This window comes from Duganella caerulea, assembly GCF_040362985.1.
GTDB classification, from domain to species: Bacteria; Pseudomonadota; Gammaproteobacteria; order Burkholderiales; family Burkholderiaceae_D; genus Rugamonas; species Rugamonas vulcania.
Genome location: NZ_BPWJ01000010.1, coordinates 245,502 through 263,781, shown reverse-complemented (window position 1 = coordinate 263,781; position 18,280 = coordinate 245,502). Strand labels below are relative to the sequence as shown.

The 18,280-nt window shown below is 66.0% G+C and carries 15 protein-coding genes and 1 tRNA gene; 8 read left to right on the top strand and 8 right to left on the bottom strand.

Features of this window, described 5'->3' with window-relative positions; translation table 11 throughout:
* On the bottom strand, positions 1-1,969 hold a 1,969-nt coding region (locus ACUJB0_RS26905), incomplete at its 3' end, for a hybrid sensor histidine kinase/response regulator (RefSeq protein WP_444847915.1).
* A 174-nt stretch (positions 1,970-2,143) separates the two neighbouring features.
* Here ACUJB0_RS26905 and ACUJB0_RS26900 point away from each other — a divergent pair.
* Entirely contained in the window at positions 2,144-3,352 is a 1,209-nt protein-coding gene (locus tag ACUJB0_RS26900) for a glycosyltransferase (RefSeq protein WP_444847914.1), read from the top strand.
* Positions 3,353-3,383: 31 nt separating this feature from the next.
* Here ACUJB0_RS26900 and ACUJB0_RS26895 read toward each other — a convergent pair whose 3' ends face one another.
* The 5 genes from ACUJB0_RS26895 to ACUJB0_RS26875 form a co-directional block, all read right to left on the bottom strand.
* Positions 3,384-4,304, bottom strand: a complete 921-nt coding sequence (locus tag ACUJB0_RS26895) for a PEP-CTERM sorting domain-containing protein (protein WP_444847913.1) — start codon at positions 4,302-4,304, stop codon at positions 3,384-3,386.
* Positions 4,305-4,465: 161 nt separating this feature from the next.
* Entirely contained in the window at positions 4,466-5,566 is a 1,101-nt protein-coding gene (locus ACUJB0_RS26890) for a nitroreductase family protein (protein ID WP_444847912.1), read from the bottom strand.
* A complete protein-coding gene (locus ACUJB0_RS26885) occupies positions 5,563-6,429 on the bottom strand; it encodes a ThiF family adenylyltransferase (protein WP_444847911.1) in 867 nt (288 codons plus the stop codon). Before ACUJB0_RS26885 ends, ACUJB0_RS26890 begins: the two co-directional genes overlap by 4 nt.
* Positions 6,430-6,553: 124 nt before the next feature.
* On the bottom strand, positions 6,554-6,754 hold the full coding sequence (locus ACUJB0_RS26880) for a YbdD/YjiX family protein (protein ID WP_117015217.1): 201 nt from the start codon (positions 6,752-6,754) through the stop codon (positions 6,554-6,556).
* Positions 6,754-8,838, bottom strand: a complete 2,085-nt coding sequence (locus ACUJB0_RS26875; protein ID WP_444847910.1) for a carbon starvation CstA family protein — start codon at positions 8,836-8,838, stop codon at positions 6,754-6,756. The genes ACUJB0_RS26880 and ACUJB0_RS26875 overlap by 1 nt, the downstream gene beginning before the upstream one ends.
* A 211-nt stretch (positions 8,839-9,049) precedes the next feature.
* Between ACUJB0_RS26875 and ACUJB0_RS26870 the strand changes: the two genes are divergently transcribed.
* The 4 genes from ACUJB0_RS26870 to ACUJB0_RS26855 all read left to right on the top strand — a co-directional run bounded on the left by ACUJB0_RS26870 (position 9,050) and on the right by ACUJB0_RS26855 (position 14,514).
* The gene (locus ACUJB0_RS26870) at positions 9,050-10,408 is read left to right on the top strand and encodes a cache domain-containing protein (RefSeq protein ID WP_444847909.1); all 1,359 of its coding nucleotides are present in this window, start codon (positions 9,050-9,052) and stop codon (positions 10,406-10,408) included.
* A gap of 41 nt (positions 10,409-10,449) precedes the next feature.
* On the top strand, positions 10,450-11,067 hold the full coding sequence (locus ACUJB0_RS26865; RefSeq protein ID WP_117015214.1) for a response regulator: 618 nt from the start codon (positions 10,450-10,452) through the stop codon (positions 11,065-11,067).
* Positions 11,068-11,271: 204 nt separating this feature from the next.
* Positions 11,272-12,426, top strand: a complete 1,155-nt coding sequence (locus ACUJB0_RS26860) for an EAL and HDOD domain-containing protein (protein ID WP_444847908.1) — start codon at positions 11,272-11,274, stop codon at positions 12,424-12,426.
* 3 nt (positions 12,427-12,429) lie between these two features.
* A complete protein-coding gene (locus ACUJB0_RS26855; RefSeq protein ID WP_444847907.1) occupies positions 12,430-14,514 on the top strand; it encodes a putative bifunctional diguanylate cyclase/phosphodiesterase in 2,085 nt (694 codons plus the stop codon).
* Between the two features lie 84 nt (positions 14,515-14,598).
* On the opposite strand, the gene ACUJB0_RS26850 is transcribed toward ACUJB0_RS26855, so the two are convergent.
* Positions 14,599-15,105: an FxDxF family PEP-CTERM protein gene (locus ACUJB0_RS26850; protein WP_444847906.1), complete on the bottom strand. Its 507-nt coding sequence runs from the start codon at positions 15,103-15,105 to the stop codon at positions 14,599-14,601.
* A gap of 256 nt (positions 15,106-15,361) precedes the next feature.
* On the opposite strand from ACUJB0_RS26850, the gene ACUJB0_RS26845 reads away from it, so the two are divergent.
* Positions 15,362-15,451 (top strand) — tRNA-Ser (locus tag ACUJB0_RS26845).
* 189 nt (positions 15,452-15,640) lie between these two features.
* Here ACUJB0_RS26845 and ACUJB0_RS26840 read toward each other — a convergent pair.
* On the bottom strand, positions 15,641-15,874 hold the full coding sequence (locus ACUJB0_RS26840) for a hypothetical protein (protein ID WP_444847905.1): 234 nt from the start codon (positions 15,872-15,874) through the stop codon (positions 15,641-15,643).
* A gap of 130 nt (positions 15,875-16,004) precedes the next feature.
* Between ACUJB0_RS26840 and ACUJB0_RS26835 the strand changes: the two genes are divergently transcribed.
* Together ACUJB0_RS26835 and ACUJB0_RS26830 are read left to right on the top strand one after the other, a co-directional pair.
* The gene (locus ACUJB0_RS26835; RefSeq protein WP_444847904.1) at positions 16,005-17,399 is read left to right on the top strand and encodes an aminotransferase-like domain-containing protein; all 1,395 of its coding nucleotides are present in this window, start codon (positions 16,005-16,007) and stop codon (positions 17,397-17,399) included.
* A 105-nt stretch (positions 17,400-17,504) separates the two neighbouring features.
* Positions 17,505-18,278 carry a substrate-binding periplasmic protein gene (locus tag ACUJB0_RS26830; protein WP_444847903.1) on the top strand — a complete coding sequence of 258 codons (774 nt, stop codon included), beginning with the start codon at positions 17,505-17,507 and terminating at the stop codon, positions 18,276-18,278.
* Positions 18,279-18,280 lie beyond the last annotated feature (2 nt).

The following is an 18,280-nucleotide window of genomic DNA, read 5'->3' as shown; positions in this document are numbered from 1 at the left end:
GCGGCGCCTCGGGCGTGCGGGGGACGGGCGGCGCGGTGCGCGCGGGGGCTTGCAGGCAGTCGAACAGGTCGCAGGCGCGCGGCGGCTTGATCAGCTGAAACGCGACGCCGGCTTCGCGCCGCTGGACGCCGTCGGCGGCGTTGCGTTCGGTGCTCAGCAGCAGCAGGCGGGCGCCGGCCAGCTCGGGCTCGGCGCGGATGGCGGCGGCCAGCGCCAGGCCGCTGGTGCGCGGCAGTTCCATGTCCAGCAGCACCACGTCGTAGGGATGGCCGGACGCCGCCGCCTGGCGCAGTCGCGGCAGGGCGTCGGTGGCGGTGGCGCTGGTGGAGGCGACGCGCCAGCTGGCCAGCAGCTGTTCCAGCTCACCTCGGCTGGAGGGGTTCTCATCGACAATCAAAGCGCGGCATTCCTGGGTGGCGTGGAAAGAAGGATCGTCGACATCGATGCGACGCTTATCAAAATTTACGGCAAACCAAAAGATCGATCCTTGAGTTAGCGCATGGTCGACGCCTATTGTGCCGCCCATCAGTTCCACCAATTGTTTCGAGATCGCCAGCCCCAGGCCGGTGCCGCCGTGCTTGCGGGTGGTGGAGCCGTCGGCCTGCGAGAAGGAGTCGAAGATGCGGGCGCGCGCGTCGTTGGAGACGCCGATGCCGGTGTCGTGCACCTCGAAGCGCAGGCCGACGGTTTGCGCGTCCTCCTGCACCACGTTGACCTTGACGGTGATCTTGCCGCTCTCGGTGAACTTGATCGCGTTGCCCAGCAGATTGAAGATGACCTGTCGCAGCCGGTTCGGATCGCCGCAGATCGCGACCGGGATGTCGTAGGCGATCGCCAGCTCCAGCTCGATGCCCTTGGCCTGGGCCTGCGGCGAGAAGACGTTGTCGATGTCGTCGAGCAGCTCGCGGAAATTGAAGTGGATGTATTCGACGGTCAGCTTGCCGGCCTCGATCTTGGAGAAGTCCAGGATGTCGTTGATGATGACCAGCAAATGCTCGCCCGAGCGCTTGACCATGCTGGTGTAGTGGCGCTGCTGTTCGGACAATCGGGTGGCCAGCAGCAGCTCGGTCATGCCCAGCACGCCGTTCATCGGCGTGCGGATCTCGTGGCTCATGGTGGCGAGGAAGGCGCTCTTGGCCTGGCTGGCGGCCTCGGCGGCGTTCTTGGCTTTTTCCAATTGCTCGGTGCGCACGCCGACCTGGCGTTCCAGCTGGTCGCGGTACTGCGCCAGCGCGCCGTCGCGCGCCTCGACCTGGGCCAGCATGTCGTTGAAGCTGTCGGTCAGCGCGCCCAGCTCGTCGCTGCGCTGATGGACGATGCGCGGCGTCGGCTGGCCGCGGCTGACCTGCTGGGCCGCGGCGATCAGCTGGCCCACCGGCTCGGCGATGCTGCCCTTGAAGCGGGCCGCCGTCAGCAGCGCCATCATGAACGACAGCATGGCGGCCACGGCGGCGGCGGCCAGGTTCTTGAACAGGTCCAGCCACATGCGGGTCTGCGCGCTCTCGATCATCACGGTGCCGACCAGCTCGTCCTTGTCGCGCACCGGACGGTACAGCCGCAGCGCGGGCGCCCACAGCCGACCGCTCTGGTAGGTGCGGATTTCCTGGACGGCGTCCTCGGCCGGTAACTGCTCGGGCGCGTCCTGCTCGGCTGGCAGGGCGGCGGACTTGTAGCGGGCCAGTTGCTTGCCGGTGCTGTCGTACAGCACGGCCTGCAGGATCTCGTCCTCGACCGCCAGCGTGGCCAGCGTCTGCCGTGCCTGCTTGCCGTCGGCGTAGCGCAGCGCCGCCGCGCTGTTGTTGCCGATCACGCCGGCCAGCGAGGACAGCTGCTTGCGCTCGTCGTCGGTGCGGCTGATCACGGACGTGGCGGCAAACGCGATGAAGACCAGCAACAGCGCGCTCCCGGTGGACAGCACCGAAAGGATGGTGAGTTTCTGGCTCAGTCCGGAACGTTCGAAATTGAACATCGCTGTAGGCGGTAGCAAACGGTGGACGCCGAAATCGTCGGCGCGGCAAGCGGGTCAATAAGTGCCAATAGGAAAAATATAGCGTTCAGTGCCGGCCGATCTTGATGTGCGTCTAATGCCCGCACCTTTGCGCCGGCTCAAACAACGCCGTGGACCGGGGCGCAAGCTGGCGCGATGGAACGCAAAAAAATCCTCTTCGTGGCCGAGGCGGTGACGCTGGCGCATGTCGGCCGGCCGCTGGCGCTCGCGCGCACGCTGTCGCCGCAGCGCTACGAGGTGCACTTCGCCTGCGCGCCTGGCTATGGGGCCTTTTTGCAGGGCAACCGGTTCAGCACCTGGCCGCTGAGCAGCATTTCCAGCGCGCGTTTCCTGGCGGCGCTGGCGGCGGGCAAACCGGTGTACGACGCCGCCACGCTGCACAATTATGTGCATGACGATCTGCGCCTGTTGCAGGCGGTGCGGCCGGACGTGGTGGTGGGCGATTTCCGGTTGTCGCTGTCGGTCAGCGCGCGCGTGGCGCAGGTGCCGTACATCGGCCTGATCAACGCCTACTGGAGTCCCTACGTGCCGCAGCGCTACACGGTGCCGGCCATCGGGCTGGCGCGGGCCTTGCCGATCGCGCTGGCGGACCGGCTGTTCCGCCTGGTGCGGCCGCTGGCGTTCGCGCTGCACAGCATGCCGCTAAACCGCGTGCGGCGCGCCTACCGGCTGCCGTCGCTGGGTTACGACCTGCGCAGCGTGTATGCCGACGCCGACTACGTGCTGTATCCCGACATTCCCGAAATGTTCCCGGCGGCCGGCCTGCCGGCCAACCATTCCTACCTGGGGCCGGTGACCTGGTCGCCGCCCACCGAGCCGCCCGGCTGGTGGGATGCGCTGCCGGCGGAGCGGCCGCTGGTGTACGTCACGCTGGGCAGCTCGGGGCAGGGCGCGCTGCTGCCGCGCATCCTGCAGGCGCTGGCGCCGCTGCCGGTGCGGGTGATGGCCGCCACCGCCGGCCAGGCCGATCCGGGCGAGCCGCCGGACAACGCCCACGTGGCGGCCTACCTGCCGGGCGAGGAGGCGGCGAGGCGCGCGCAGCTGGTGGTCTGCAACGGCGGTAGCCCCACCAGCCAGCAGGCGCTGGCGGCCGGCGTGCCGGTGCTGGGAATCGCGGGTAATCTGGACCAGTACCTGAACATGCGCGCGGTGGCGGCGATGGGCGCCGGCACGCTGCTCAGGTCGGATCGTTTGAACGAGGACGGTGTGCGCCGCGCCGTGCTGGACCTGCTGGAGCGTCCGGCCGCGCGCGGGGCGGCGGTGCAGGTGGCGCAGCTGTTTCAGCGTTACGACATGGCGCAGCGCTTCGGGGCGGCGGTGCAGCGCGCGGCCAGCCGCAGCTGAGGAAGTGGCGACGGCGGCTATCCATCCCGGCTCATGCCGGCAGCTTGCGCCGTTGGCCCAGCGCCACGCCGGCGAAGCCGATTCCGATCAAGGCCAGCGTGGCCGGCTCCGGCAGGGGCGCCAGCGCGAACGAGCCCGATCCGTCGAACTTCATCAGCGGCACGCCGCTCGCCGCCGTGCCGTCCCACATGGTCGCCGGTGAGTACGTCGAAGGCATGGTGGCGGCGCCGGTGACGTTGTTCTGGAATACGGAGCCGGTGGCGACGTCGAGATATCGGCTGTCCACAAAATCGATCTGGAAACGGATGTCGAACGCGCCGGTGGTGACGTCGCCGTTGGCGGTGACGTTGGCTTCGTTGAAGATCAAATGGCCGGACATGACCATGACGCCGTCGCCGTCCGGGTCGCCCGCGCCGCCGCAGCCCGCCGTGTTGCCGGCGCCGTAGCAGCGCACGGTGCCGGGACCGTCGCCAGGCACCGCCTGGCTGGTATTTCCCGGCCCGAAGCGGTCGAAGTAGAAGGCGATGTTTTGCACCTTGTCGTGCAGCGGGTCGACATCCATTGCGGCCGACTGGCTGTCCGGCAGCGCGAAGTGGGCGGTGGTGGCGGTCTGGCGGTCCACCAGTTCCTCGAAGCGCACCACGGCGCTCAGTTCGTAATTCGTGTTCAGGCCGGCGGGCGTGACGAGGGCGCCGCCGTTGGCCATGGTGCCGACGACCATCTGCGAACGCAACTGGCTGATGTAAGGCGTGAAGGGCGCAAACGTGTTGGCGGTCTGGAAATTGGTGGCTAGCGCGGAATTGGTGGCGTTGGTCCACAGGTCGGCATAGCTGCTGTAGACGCCGTTGCCGGTCGGGTCCAGTCCAACCGCCGGGCCGGCGTGGACTGCGGCGGGCAGGGCCAGCGCCGTGGCGATCATGGCGGCGGCCATGGCCGGTTTGTAACTGTTCATGTTTTGCTCCCTGGCTGGATGGCGTCCCCGGAATTGGAGCCGCCTGCATGTTGAGCAAAAGCCCTGCCAGCGGCGCTAAAGCACGCGGAATCAGGGACTTGGATGCGCCGAGCGGACAGCGCGGCACGCCACTGTAAAGAACGCCGTCAGTGGATCGCGCCTCAGCGCCTTCCCGACGGGCCGACCAGCAAGTCGCGTAGCGGCCGCCGCAGCGAGCGCGCCGTGGCCGGCTTGCCGGCGCCAATGCGTCCCATGCACACCGCCGTCTCCCACACCGCCGGCCCGGTCAGCGCCGCGCCCTGGCGCGACAGCGCCTCGGCCCGCTGCTGCATGCCCGGCGTGCCGGAAAACACCCGGCCCTCGCGCACGTAGCGGGCGAAGATCAGCGGCGTCATCTCCGGCTGCAGCTGCAGGCCCTGCGCGGTCGCGGTGAGCCAGAAGCGCTGCATGGCGCGGCCGGCGTCGAGGTAGTCGTCGACGCGCTGGGGCCGGCGCGGCGCGGTCAGCACGAAGTGGGCGGCGCAGGCCAGGCCGGGGATCAGGTCCATCTGCAGGCGCGGCGCCAGCGTGCCGGCCAGCCAGGTGTTGAAGAACTCGACCCGCTGCCAGCGCTGCATGATCCAGCGCATCAGCCTGGCGGTGGCGGCGTCCACGCCCAGCGCCTGGTCGGGGATGCGGTCGTCGCTGTAGCGGGCGTTCCATTCGATCACCGCCTTGTGCACCTGCCACGCCTCCGGCATCGTCAGGCGCAGCTTGGCGTTGCGAAACATCAGCCGCGCCGCCGCGCGCCGCCGGGCGCCCTCCAGCCAGTGCACGCCGTAGCCGGGCGGCAGCGACGCCTCCAGCGCCGAGCGCTCGGCCGGGGTCAGCGGCCGCCGGCTCAGCGCGCGCCGCTGCACGCTGCGCGGCAGGATGGCGTCGGCCAGCGGGTCGGGCTCCAGCAGCGGCGCCGGCGTGAACTCGACGGTGAGGGTGGGACGGCTCTCGGGCGCCTCGTTGTGGCGGGTGGCCTGCATCTCCAGCTGGTGGGCGCTGGCGGCGATGGCCATGGTCTCCAGCAGCGCGCCGATCGACATCTGGCTGGGATGGCCGTCGAGGTCGTAGACGCAGTGGTCGCGCGTGTCGTGGCCGTGCACGATCAGGCGGCGGGCGTCGAGGATTTCAAAGCGCCACGGCTGGGTGTTGTCGCCGCTGGGCGCCCAGCGCGCCAGCTCCAGGATCTGTTCCAGCGTGGCGTCGAGGTGTTGCTCCATCTTGCTCATGATTGATCTCCGCGCCGGCGCTTGACCAGCATCATGGTCAGCCGCTGGAGCGGGTGGCGATGTCCGCCCGGGCGCCAGGTGCGGACCAGTTTGTTACGATAGGCATCGAAATGGTAGCCGCGTGGCGCGGCGTCGACCGGGCCCCGGTTCAGCAGGATCTTCAGCGCCTCGGTGGCGGCCGCGCCGGCGCACAGCTGGCAGCCCATGATGGTGGACGGCCCGCGCTGCTCCCTGAGGTTGATGCTGGACGGATCGACCAGGTAGCCGGCGTGCAGCCCGGCCGGCGCCAGGCCGACCAAAAAGCGCAGCGCCTTCTCCTCGTCCGGCAGCTCGCCCCAGCCGAAATATTCCTCGAACGTCATGTGCCCCGGCAGGAAGTTCAGCACCGCCGTGCCCATGCCCAGCGGCGCCGCCGTGATGGCCGGAATGCCCAGCCGCGCGCAGGCGGCAAACGTGGCTTGGCGCGCGCCGAAGGCGAAGAAATCCAGGCCGTCCACGTACAGGTCCACGCCCTCGAAGAAGCTGGCGAGGTTGTCGCGGTTGACGCCGCCGGGGAAGCTGGTGAGCTGCAATTCCGGGTTGATGTCGCGCGCCATTTCGGCCAGCACCTCGACCTTGGGCCGGCCCAAGGTGGACATGGCGGCGCCCACCTGGCGGTTGAAGTTGGCGATGTCGAAGGTGTCGAAATCGGCGATGTGGAAGGCGCCCACGCCCAGCCGCGCCAGCGTGAGCAGGTGCACGCCGCCGACGCCGCCCATGCCGGCGATGGCGATGCGCTTGCCGCGCAGCACCGTTTGTTCCGCCGGTGTCAGCCAGCCGATGTTGCGCGCGAACGCCTCTTGGTATGAGAAAGGATGCGACATGTGTCTCCCGGAAATGGCCGGCAACGCGGCTCAGCGGAGTTAGACACGGAGGTCGGCAGGGAAGTTCCCCGCCAAAATAAAAAAAGCCGGTTCGGGGGAACCGGCCTTTTAGTTAGCAGCATATTCAGCAACAACCGCCACGCTTGCCCGCGCCGCCGTAGCGGGCTTCCTGGCGCTCGCGGAAGAACTCCTCGTAGCTCATCATCGGCTCGCCCGGATGGGTGGCTTCCCGGTGCGAGACGTAGGTGTCGTACTCGGGCAGGCCCATCATCAGGCGCATGCTTTGCCCGAGATAGCGGCCGGCCTTGGCGATCTCGCCCAGCATCACTGCACCGTCGGCATCAGGACCATCGGGCTTTCCTGCACGGTCGGCTTGGCCGAGGCGCGCGCCACCATCACGGTGCGGATGCCGAACGCCAGCACGCTGATCACGACGATCACGAAGAAGCCGGCCAGCGACGCGTCCAGGTAATCGTTGAAGATCACCTGCTGCATCTGCGCCACCGACTTGGCCGGCGCCAGCAGCTTGCCGTCGGCGTAGGCTGCCTGGTACTTGGCGGCGTGCGCCAGGAAGCCGACCTTCGGATTGGCGTCGAAGATTTTCTGGAAGCCGGCGGTCAGCGTGCAGATCAGCAGCCACGCGGTCGGCACCATGGTCACCCAGGCGTACTTGGCGCGTTTCATCTTGAACAGCACGCAGGTGCCGAGGATCAGCGCGATCGCGGCCAGCATCTGGTTGGCGATGCCGAACAGCGGCCACAGCGTGTTGATACCACCCAGCGGATCGACCACGCCCTGGTACAGGAAGTAGCCCCAGGCCGCCACGCACAGGCCGGTCGCGGTCAGGTTGGCGAACACGTTCTCGGTCTGCTTCATGGCCGGCACGAAGGCGCCCAGCAAGTCCTGCAGCATGAAGCGGCCGGCGCGGGTGCCGGCGTCGACCGCCGTCAGGATGAACAGCGCCTCGAACAGGATGGCGAAGTGGTACCAGAAGGCCATCATGACCTTGCCGCCGATGACGCCCGACAGGATCTGCGCCATGCCCACGGCCAGGGTCGGCGCGCCGCCGGCGCGCGAGATGATGGAGTGCTCGCCGACGTCCTTGGCGGTCTGGGTCAGCATTTCCGGCGTGATGTAGAAGCCCATCTGCGAGACCGCGTGTGCGGCGGACTCGGCCGTGGTGCCCAGCAGCGCGGCCGGGCTGTTCATGGCGAAGTACACGCCCGGCTCGATGGTCGAGGCGGCCACCAGCGCCATGATGGCGACGAACGATTCCATCAGCATCGCGCCGTAGCCGATGAAGCGGGCGTGGGTTTCATTCTCGATCATCTTGGGCGTGGTGCCCGACGAGATCAGCGCGTGGAAGCCGGACACGGCGCCGCAGGCGATGGTGATGAACAGGAACGGGAACAGCGAGCCGGCCCAGACCGGACCGGTGCCGTCGATGAACTTGGTCATGGCCGGCATTTTCAGGTACGGGGCGACCACCACGATGCCCAGCGCCAGGCCGACGATGGTGCCGATCTTGAGGAAGGTCGACAGGTAGTCGCGCGGGGCCAGCAGCAGCCACACCGGCAGCACCGAGGCGATGAAGCCGTAGCCGATCAGCATCCAGGTCAGCTCGGTGCCGGTGAAGGTGAACATCGGCGCCAGCGCCGGGTTTTCCTGCACCATCTGGCCGCCGAAGATGGCCGCCATCAGCAGGATGAAGCCGATGACCGACACCTCGCCGATGCGGCCGACGCGGATGTAGCGGGTGTACACGCCCATGAACAGCGCGATGGGGATGGTGGCCATGACGGTGAAGCTGCCCCACGGCGAACCGGTCAGCGCTTTCACGACGATCAGCGCCAGCACCGCCAGGATGATGACCATGATCATGAAGGTGCCCAGCAGCGCGATCATGCCGGGGATCTGGCCCAGCTCGGACTTGATCAGGTCGCCCAGCGAGCGGCCGTCGCGGCGCATGGAAATGAACAGCACGATGAAGTCCTGCACCGCGCCGGCAAACACCACGCCGGCCAGGATCCACAGCATGCCGGGCAGGTAGCCCATCTGCGCGGCCAGCACCGGGCCGACCAGCGGGCCGGCGCCGGCGATGGCGGCGAAGTGGTGGCCGAACAGCACGAACTTATTGGTCGGCACGTGGTCGAGGCCGTCGTTCAGCTTGTTGGCCGGCGTCATGCGGCGCGCGTCCAGGCCCAGCACCTTGTCGGCGATGAACAGGCTGTAGAAGCGGTAGGCGATCAGGTAGACGCAGACCGCGGCGATGACGATCCAGATGGCGCTGATCGATTCGCCGCGCTTGAGCGCGATGACGCCCAGCGCCGCGGCGCCGCACAGGGCGAGCGCGGCCCAGCCCAGGCGGCTGGCCAGGGTCGGGGGCGCGGTGTGGTGCAATGTTTTCATGCTTCCTCCAAAGTTTTGGGTGCTGCTCTCAACTGATCCAGCTCCAGCTTTCGCCAGGCTTTCAATTCTGGCAGCTTATGACCAGTATTCATGAAGCTGATATCCCCCGCAAGCGCAGCATTACGCACTATGGCTCGGTATAACTACGTAGCGGCCGCAGGCGGGGGGAGCGTAGAATCGCGCTACAGAAGAATAATTCGGGACCCACGTCATGAAGTTGCGGCAAAAAGTCATATTCCTGGCCATCACGCCGCTGATCCTGGCGCTGTGCGCGATCGCGCTGGCGGTGCGCCACCAGTCGGTGCTGCTGGCCCAGCAGCAGCGCGACACCATCCAGCAGGCCTACCTGAGCAGCAAGGAGGCCGAGCTCAGGCACTACGTGGCGCTGGCCTCGCACTCCATCGCCCACCTGTACGAATCGGGCCGCGACGACCAGGCCACGCGCGACGAGGCCAAGCGCATCCTGTCCTCGCTCAGCTATGGCGACGACGGTTATTTCTTCGTCTACGACATGCAGGGCAACACGCTGATGCATCCGCGCCAGCCCGAGCTGGTCGGCAAGAACCTGTTTGAGCTGCGCGACGAGCTGGGCCAGCCGACCATCCAGAACCTGCTGGCCCGCGCGCGCGCCGGCGGCGGGCTGGAGCGCTACCGCTGGGTCAAACCCTCGACCCACAGGTCCGGCGCCAAGCTGGGCTATGTGATCCCGATGCCGAAATGGGGCTGGATGATGGGCACCGGCATCTACCTGGACGACGTTGACCAGGCGCTGGCCAAGATCGACGTCCAGCAGTCCGGCAATATCCATAACACCATGCTGTGGATCGCCGCGATCGCCATCGCGGCCGCGGTGGCGGTGGCTAGCTCCGGGCTGGCGCTCAATATCAGCGAGCTGCGCGTGGCCGACGCCAAGCTCAAGGTGCTGGCCCAGCGCGTGGTCGAGTCGCAGGAGGAGGAGCGGGCGCGGCTGTCGCGCGACCTGCACGACGGCATCAGCCAGTGGCTGGTGTCGATCAAGCTGCAGATCGAGGCCGGCATCATCCGCCTGAGCGCGGGCAACGGCCAGCAGCCGGCCGCGCAGGCGGCCTTCGAGCACGCGGCCGAGCAGCTCAACAACGTGATGGGCGAGGTGCGCCGCATTTCGCACAACCTGCGCCCGGCCATCCTTGACGACCTGGGCCTGGCGGCCGCGCTGCACCACCTGGGCCAAGAGTACACGCTCAGCAGCGGAACCCCGGTACACTTCGAGGCGACCGGCGTCACCGACGAGCTGCCGGACGTGGCCAACACCGTGCTGTTCCGCTTGGCGCAGGAGGCGCTGACCAACATCGAGCGCCACGCCGGCGCCCACCGCATCGACATCGCGCTGACCGGCGAGCACGGCGGCGTGACGCTGCGCATCCGCGACGACGGCAACGGCTTCGACGCCGAGGGCATCGCGCTGCATCCGATGCGCGGCATCGGCCTGCGCAACATGATGGAGCGCATGGACGCCATCGGCGGCCGCTTCGACATCGCCTCGTCGGCCGACGGCACGGTGGTCACCGCCTTCGCCGGCAACAATAGCTAATACCGTTAATACCGTTAATACCGTTTATAAAGATTAAAGACATGACAGCCACCATCAAAATCCTGCTGGTCGACGACCACCCCCTGGTGCGCGACGGCCTGCGCGCGCGGCTGGAGGCGATGCCGCAATTCGAGGTCGTGGCCGAGGCCGGCGGCGCGGCCGAGGCGCTGGAGCAGGCCGCCCGCTGCGACATCGACTTGGTGCTGATGGACATCAACATGCGCGGCGCCAACGGCATCGAGGCCACCGCCCGCTTCAAGCAAGCGTTCCCGCGCATCGCCGTGCTGATCCTGTCGATGCACGACAAGCTGGAATACGTGTCGCAGGCGATCCAGGCCGGCGCGCGCGGCTACGTGCTCAAGGACGCGCCCGGCAAGGACATCGTGGTGGCGATCGAGACCGTCATGTCCGGCGGCATCTACTACAGCGCCGCGCTGGCCCGCCAGCTGGCCCAGCCGCACACCCAGGACAACCAGCTGACCTCGCGCGAGCACGAGGTGCTGCGCCACATCGCCAACGGCGAATCGAACAAGCAGATCGCCCGCGCGCTCGACCTCAGCGTGCGCACCGTGGAAACCCACCGCCTCAACATCAAGCGCAAGCTGGGCATCGAGGGGCAGGCCGAGCTGATCCGTTTTGCGGTCCAGCATGCGCAGTAAAAAGCAAGGCGAAAAACGCCGCCTGTTGTAAAACCAGAGCGGCGCTTCTAATTCCGTTAAGCAATTTCTAACAGTGCGTGTTTGTGCGGCAATATCTGCTATATTCCTGCACGGGTTGTGTATCTGCAATTGTATATAAGAAAATGTTTCCCGCGCGATAAATTGGTTCTATACTGGTCGTATCGAAAATAACAATACTTTCCTATGGTAATTGAGTTTCCACTGGTGGAATTGCAAGCGGTGTCCAACGCTCACAACGAGTGGGTGGCCCTGACTTTTGAATTGTCCACCGACTCGGGCGACGCCTTCCAGGCCGCGCTCACCCTGCTCAAGACGCCCGATGTGTTCGCCGCCCTGGCACCGCTCGACTGCATCCTGCCGGTGCCGCAACCAGCGCTGCTGGAACTGTCGCAACTGGAAACCCTGCCGCCCAACCGCGTGATCCTGCGCGTGCAGGCCGACGCCTGCGCCGATCCCGCGGTGCAAAAGAAACTGTCCGGCTACGCCGATGCCGGCTATCGCATCATGATCGAGGGCGTGGCCGGCATGGCCGCCACGCTGTGCGGCGCCAAGTCGCTGATGGTCGACGCCGCGCAGACGCTGCCGCCGGTGCTGGCGCTGGTGGCCCAGCCGGGCCCGCACCTGGCCACAGGCATGGGCAGCGAACAGCGCATCGCCGAATGCGCCAAGGCCGGCTTCAGCTGGTTCGCCGGCGACTTCGCCCTGCATCCCTCGCACGACGCCAGCGCCGGCGACGGCACCTCGCGCAAGCGCCTGCTGGCGCTGCTGGGCCTGCTGGCGCGCGACGCCGACTCGCGCGAGCTGGAAGTGCTGCTCAAGCAGGATCCGGCGCTGTCCTACCACCTGCTCAAACTGGTGAACTCTGCCGCGTTCGCGCTCAGTTCGCCGATCCACAGCTTCAGCCAGGCCATCAACGTGCTGGGCCGTCGCCAGCTGCAGCGCTGGCTGCAGCTGCTGCTGTACGCGCGCCAGCAGGACGACGGCATGGCCAACCCGCTGCTGCCGCTGGCGGCGGTGCGCGCGGCGCAGATGGAAGCGCTGAGCAAGGCGCTCGGCTGGGAACGCGACCAGCAGGACATGGCCTTCGTGGCCGGCGTGTTCTCGTTGCTGGACGTCTTGCTGGGCATGCCGATGACGGAAATCGTCGCCGCGCTCAGCCTCGACCTGGACGTGGTGATGGCGCTGCTGGACCGCGGCGGCCCGCTGGGCGAGCTGCTGGCGCTGGTGGAGCGCCACGACCGCGCCGCGCTGGACCGGGCCGGCATCGAGCACGAGACCTACTGGCAGGCGCAGCTGCAGGCCTACCACTGGGCGATCCAGGTCAGCAGGAACATCTAAGCCATGGTCGCGCATCCCGTCTCCGACTTCCTGAACAACAGCGCGGCCTTGTGCGACGCGGTGTTGCGCTTGCGCGGAGCGGCGCTGGCCGAGGAGCTGGGGCGCATCGTGCGCAGTGTCATGAACAGTCCGCTGGGCGAATTCCTGCCGGCCGACACCCACGCCATGCTGCTCAAGCCGCCGGTGGTCGAGGTGCTGGCCGCCAACGACGACGCCGTGCCCAGCCTGACGCAGGACATCGTCTTCGACGACGAATACTTCGGCCGCTTCGTGGTGTCCGGGCGCGCGCAGTACAGCGCGCTCGACCGCGAACACCTGGCCAGCCTGGCCAACCTGGCCGGCAGCGTGCTGCAGGTGCACGCGCTGGCGCAGCGCTCCACCCACGCCTACGTGCAGGTGGAATCGCAGCTGCAGCACCAGGCGCAGATCCTCGACCACATCCACGAGTCCGTGCTGACCATGGACATGAACGGCTTCATCATCAGCTGGAACAAGGGCGCTGAGCGCCTGTTCGGCTACAGCGCGGTGGAAGCGGTGGGGCGCAACATCCTGTTCCTGTACCACGACGAGGACGAAAGCTTCGACGACACCTTCCTCGAGCAGGGCGGGCGGCTGATGGAGGTGCGGCGCAAAAAGAAATCGGGCGAGGTGTTCTGGGCCAGCCTGTCGCTCTCGCCGCTGCGCGACATCAACGACCGCGCCATCGGCCTGATCGCCTACCTGACCGACATCACCGAGCGCAAGATGGCGGAGGAGCGCATCCACCACCTGGCCTACTACGACGCGCTGACCAACCTGCCGAACCGCTCGCTGCTGACCAAGCTGGTCGACCAGGCGCTGACCGTGGCCCAGCGCAGCAAGCTGCACGGCTGTGTGCTGTTCATCGACCTCAACCGATTCAAGCTGATCAACGACACCCTGGGCCGCAAGATCGGCGACGAACTGCTGTGCGAAGTGGCGCGCCGCTTCCGCGCCGTGCTGCGCGACCAGGACCTGGTGGCGCGGCTGGGCGGCGACGAATTCGCCGTCGGCCTGTTCGACATCGGCCAGCACTTCGAGGCCAGCATGGTGGCGCAAAAGCTGCTGGGCACGCTCAACACGCCGATCCTGATCGACGGCCACGATTTGCGCGTGGGCGGCAGCATCGGCATCAGCGTCTACCCGCAGGACGGCGGCGACGCCGAGACCCTGCTGCGACTGGCCGACATCGCCATGTACCGCGCCAAGCAGGAGGGCGGGGCCGAGGGCGACCACGTCGCCTTCTACAGCCAGGACATGAACCAGGGCATGCAGGAGCGCATGCGGATCGAATCGGGGCTGCGGCACGCGTTGGGCAACGGCGAACTGCTGCTGCACTACCAGCCCAAGTTCAGCATCGACAGCGGCAAGATCATCGGCGCCGAGGCGCTGGTGCGCTGGCGCCATCCGGTGCGCGGCCTGGTGCCGCCGGCCGAGTTCATCCCGCTGGCCGAAGCCACCGGGCTGGTGGTGCAGGTCGGCGAATGGGTGCTGGAAGCGGCCTGCGCACAGGCCAAGCTGTGGAAGGACGCCGGCCTGCCGCCGATCCGGCTGGCGGTCAACGTCTCCGCGCGCGAGTTCACCTCCACGCTGCCGGGGCGGGTGCAGGACACGCTGACGCGCTACGGCCTGGAGCCGTCGTGGCTGGAGCTGGAAATCACCGAGAGCACGCTGATGAACAACATCGACCGCGTGATCGGCATCATGGACCGCATCACCGCGCTGGGCGTGACCTTGTCGCTGGACGACTTCGGCACCGGGTATTCCAGCCTGTCCTATTTGAAGCGCTTCCCGATCGACACGCTGAAGATCGACCGCTCGTTCACCATCGGCATTCCTTCCGACGCCAACGACTGCGCGATCGCCAACACCATCATCAGCATCGCCCAGCAGCTCAAGCACAAGGTGATCGCCGAAGGCGTGGAGACGGTCGAGCAGCTGGCCTTCCTGAAGAACTCGGGATGCGACGAGGTGCAGGGCTACCTGTTCTCGCGGCCGCTGGAGGCCGACGCGTTCGAGCAGGCGCTGCGCGAGAACTGGACGCCGGACCAGGCCAGCCGCGCGGCCTGAGCGGGTGCGGCAGGCGAAAAAAAACAGACCTCGCGAGGTCTGTTTTTTATTGCGTGAACCGGACGCTGGGCGCCCGGCGTTGCATCATGCCTTGCGGCGGCGCGCCATGAAGCCAACCAGGCCCAGGCCGGCGATCAGCATTGCGTAGGTTTCTGGTTCCGGTACAGGCGTCACGTTCAGCGACAACGAACCGACGAAGCCCTGGGTGTTGACCAGTGGGGTGCCGGTCACGGTGATGTGGTGCACGGTGTTGCTCAGCGTTGGCAGTTGCAGCAGCCAGTAATCGAAGCCGTTGTTGCCGAAGGTTACATTGGTGATCGGAGCGAAGCTATGGCCGTCCAGGCTGACACCGGTCACGTCATAGCCGGCGCCGCCGGTGAAGTTGGCCGACACCTGGCCGACAAAATTGCTGGCGCTGGCGAACTGGCTCAGGTCCAGATCGAAGACGTTGGTGGTGGCATAACCGGCGAAGGTGCCGGAATACGAATTCGCGATAGTCGGCGATGGGGTCAGCGTGATGGCCGTGTTGGCCGAAGCCACTGCGGAGGAAATCAGCAGCGCCGCTGCCAGGATGGTGGATTTAAAGTTCATGGGATCTCGTCGGTTGTTGGGTTGGTGTTCGGTGAGTTTCCGTAAGGCATTGTTTCTTATGGAAAAATCTGTTTCACTTCGTTATTGAAACGTATAGTATCCAGACGAGCTCAACATTGCAACATGTTCTTCAAAAAACAATTGTAATGTGGTTTTGTAACTTTTTTTGATATCGCACAATAGTGCTGCGATGTGGGAAACTGGGTGTGGATAGCGCCCCAGTTGGAAGCGAAATCTGTATAATGCTGCACACTTAGGAAGCGTGGCCGAGTGGTTGAAGGCACTAGTCTTGAAAACTAGCGACGGGTTAAACTGTTCGTGAGTTCGAATCTCACCGCTTCCGCCAGAAAACGCAAAAAACCGCCCACTGGGCGGTTTTTGCATTTTCGGACGGAAGCGGTGAGATTCGAAGGACTGGGCTTGCAAGCCCAGCCCTCTCCGAATCGCCCAACTGCTGGGCGCCAAGCGCCCAGCCTCGCGCGCCGAGGGCGCGCGTGCGTGCATCTATATCTCCAAGTTCGCAGGCCAGCGGCCCTCAAGGCAAGCTCAAGTCCATGCCCAGCATCCTGACCAGGACGAAAGTGACGAGCCCCAGGCTCAGCAGCGACACCACGAAGATGCCGGCCACCTTGCCGCCCGCGCGCAGCAGCGCGCGCTTCTCCTCCAGCTTCCTGCCCTGATCGTAGTGCCACTTGATGGCGAAGAACATGCCCGTGCCCAGCACGAGCGCCTTGAACGTCACGAAGACTATCGGGATCCAATCCATCATTTTGAGTATTTCCTGGCTATTACTGATACTGTCTATCGTCAGGAGCACTACCTCATTGCCATGCAAGGATGGTATTGCTGCCCGTTCTGAAGCATACTACTTCAAAGCAATTTCCATACATTGAGACATAATGTCCCAGTTGAAACCCATACAAGATTCACCCAGCTGGTTGCCGCGAATGGCCCCGCACGGCGGGCCGCGCTTTTTGCAGATCGCCGACGCGTTGCAGGCGGCGGTAATGGACGGATCGCTGCAACCAGGCGACCGCCTGCCGCCGCAACGCCACCTGGCAGCCCGGCTGGACGTCGACCTGACGACGATCACGCGCGCGTACGACGAGGCCAGGCGCCGCAACCTGCTGGAGGGCAGGGGCGCGCGCGGCACGTATGTCGCGGCACCGAAAGTCGAAATGAGCCCGGTTCTCGACCTGAGCATGAATACCCCGCCACCGCCGGAAGGCGTGGACTTCGACGACATGTTGAAACAGGGTCTGTCGCAAGTCCTGATGAGGGCGGATAACGAGTTGCTGATGACCTACCACCTGGCCGGGGGCAGCGATTCCGACCGCAAGGCTGGCGCCCACTGGCTCGAACCGATGTTCGGACGCCTGGACCCCCGCCAGGTTGTTGTCTGCCCGGGTGCGCAAGCGGCGATCGCCGCATTGATCCTCGCGCTGACGGAGCCCGGCGATGTCATCCTGGCGGAGCCGATGAGTTATCCCGGCCTGCGTGCCGCGGCGGCCCAGTTCGGCCGGCACCTCATCGCGGTGGAAGCGGACCAGCACGGGATGCTGCCCGAGATGCTGGAGAAAGCCTGCCGCCGGCACAAGCCCGTGCTGGTCTATCTCAATCCGACATTGCAGAACCCGACCGCCATCACCATGCCGGAGCGCCGCCGCGAGGAGCTCGCCGGCGTAGCCAAGCATTGCCAGGTACGCATCATCGAGGACGATCCCTACTGGCTCCTTGCCGATGCCCCGCCGCCGCCCATCGCCACGTTCGCCCCGGAGCAGGCGTGTTACATCTCGACGCTGTCGAAATGCCTGACGCCGGGCTTGCGCGTGGCCTTCGTGCTGATACGCGACCCGCACGAGCGCGAACGTTTCCTAGCCGCGCTAAGATCCTTTGCGCTGATGGCCGCTCCCCTCGCGGCCGCGCTCGCCACCCAATGGATACTCGACGGTTCGGCCGGCCGGTTGATGGAAGGCGTGCGCAACGAGGCGCGCCTGCGTCACCGGATGGCCCGCGATATTCTGGCTGGGCGCTACCGCGGCGACGGAGACGGTCTGCATGTATGGATCGAGTTGCCGGCGTATTGGCATTCCTCCCAGCTTGCGCGCGCGGCCGACGGCGAGGGCATCGCGGTCACGCCGGCGGAGGCATTCGCAACCGGCGCGGAATCCGTGAATGCGATACGGATCTCCCTGGGCAGCATCAAGGACCAAGGACGCTTGCGGGCGGGTCTTCAACAGCTGTCCCAACTGCTGGCGCGGCGGCCCGAGGCGTTCAGCGCCGCTGTGGTTTAATCGCCCCAAGTGATGCCACGCTTCATCCGGACGGGGCGAATAAAATTTGAGGAAACAGAGGGGAACTCGTTAAGATAGCAACACGAGACTCTGGAGATGGCGGGTATGTGGTCGTTTAGAAAATGTGCTTCGCCTCTGCTGCAAGGCGTTGTGATGCTGGGCCTGGCCTGTCCCGGGCTGGCGATGTCCGCTGAAGTGAGCATGGCGTTTGGCGAGAAGATTCCGCCTTTTTGTTTTCCCGAAACCGATTCCGGCATCGAACTCGAGATCCTGCGCGAGGCATTGGCGTTCCGTGGCCACACGCTCAAGCCGAAGTACTATCCCTTCGCCCGCATCCCCACGGCGTTCAAGATGGGCAGCGTCGACGCCGCCATGACCGACCTCGGCGAAGACATGGGCAAGGCCGGTGCTTTCTACGGCGATCCCGCGGTCTTTTATGATAACGTTTTCATCACACTGGCGTCCCGGCATATCTCGATCAGGACGCCCGCGGACCTGCGCGGCCTGACCGTCATCGCCTTTGTCGGCGCGCTGAAACGCTACCCGGCCTGGCTGAACCAGGTGAAGAAGGACGGGCACTACTTCGAGCAGAACAATCAATCGCTGCAGGTGATGACGCTGGACGCCGGGCACTACGACGTCGCGCTCAGCGACAAGAACATCTACAAGTACTTCAGCCTGCTGCTCAGGGGAAGCAGGAACTTCCGTGACAAGCCGGTCACGCTGCACAACTTCGTGAAGATGAATCCGATGGATTACCGGCCGGTGTTCCGGGACCAGGGCGTGCGCGACGACTTCAACGCGGGTCTGAAGCAGCTCAAGAGTTCGGGACGCTTCAACGCGATCTATAAAAAATACCTGGGCGAGCAGCGCGACTAGCC

Bases quoted from the DNA above. Each gene is read 5' to 3' on its own strand.
- ACUJB0_RS26885 (WP_444847911.1), bottom strand. From the start codon at position 6,429: ATGTCGCATCCTTTCTCATACCAAGAGGCGTTCGCGCGCAACATCGGC.
- ACUJB0_RS26840 (WP_444847905.1), bottom strand. From the start codon at position 15,874: ATGATGGATTGGATCCCGATAGTCTTCGTGACGTTCAAGGCGCTCGTG.
- ACUJB0_RS26835 (WP_444847904.1), top strand. From the start codon at position 16,005: ATGTCCCAGTTGAAACCCATACAAGATTCACCCAGCTGGTTGCCGCGA.
- ACUJB0_RS26895 (WP_444847913.1), bottom strand. From the start codon at position 4,304: ATGAACAGTTACAAACCGGCCATGGCCGCCGCCATGATCGCCACGGCG.
- ACUJB0_RS26860 (WP_444847908.1), top strand. From the start codon at position 11,272: ATGGTAATTGAGTTTCCACTGGTGGAATTGCAAGCGGTGTCCAACGCT.
- ACUJB0_RS26830 (WP_444847903.1), top strand. From the start codon at position 17,505: ATGTGGTCGTTTAGAAAATGTGCTTCGCCTCTGCTGCAAGGCGTTGTG.
- ACUJB0_RS26900 (WP_444847914.1), top strand. From the start codon at position 2,144: ATGGAACGCAAAAAAATCCTCTTCGTGGCCGAGGCGGTGACGCTGGCG.
- ACUJB0_RS26865 (WP_117015214.1), top strand. From the start codon at position 10,450: ATGACAGCCACCATCAAAATCCTGCTGGTCGACGACCACCCCCTGGTG.
- ACUJB0_RS26870 (WP_444847909.1), top strand. From the start codon at position 9,050: ATGAAGTTGCGGCAAAAAGTCATATTCCTGGCCATCACGCCGCTGATC.
- ACUJB0_RS26890 (WP_444847912.1), bottom strand. From the start codon at position 5,566: ATGAGCAAGATGGAGCAACACCTCGACGCCACGCTGGAACAGATCCTG.
- ACUJB0_RS26875 (WP_444847910.1), bottom strand. From the start codon at position 8,838: ATGAAAACATTGCACCACACCGCGCCCCCGACCCTGGCCAGCCGCCTG.
- ACUJB0_RS26855 (WP_444847907.1), top strand. From the start codon at position 12,430: ATGGTCGCGCATCCCGTCTCCGACTTCCTGAACAACAGCGCGGCCTTG.
- ACUJB0_RS26880 (WP_117015217.1), bottom strand. From the start codon at position 6,754: ATGCTGGGCGAGATCGCCAAGGCCGGCCGCTATCTCGGGCAAAGCATG.
- ACUJB0_RS26850 (WP_444847906.1), bottom strand. From the start codon at position 15,105: ATGAACTTTAAATCCACCATCCTGGCAGCGGCGCTGCTGATTTCCTCC.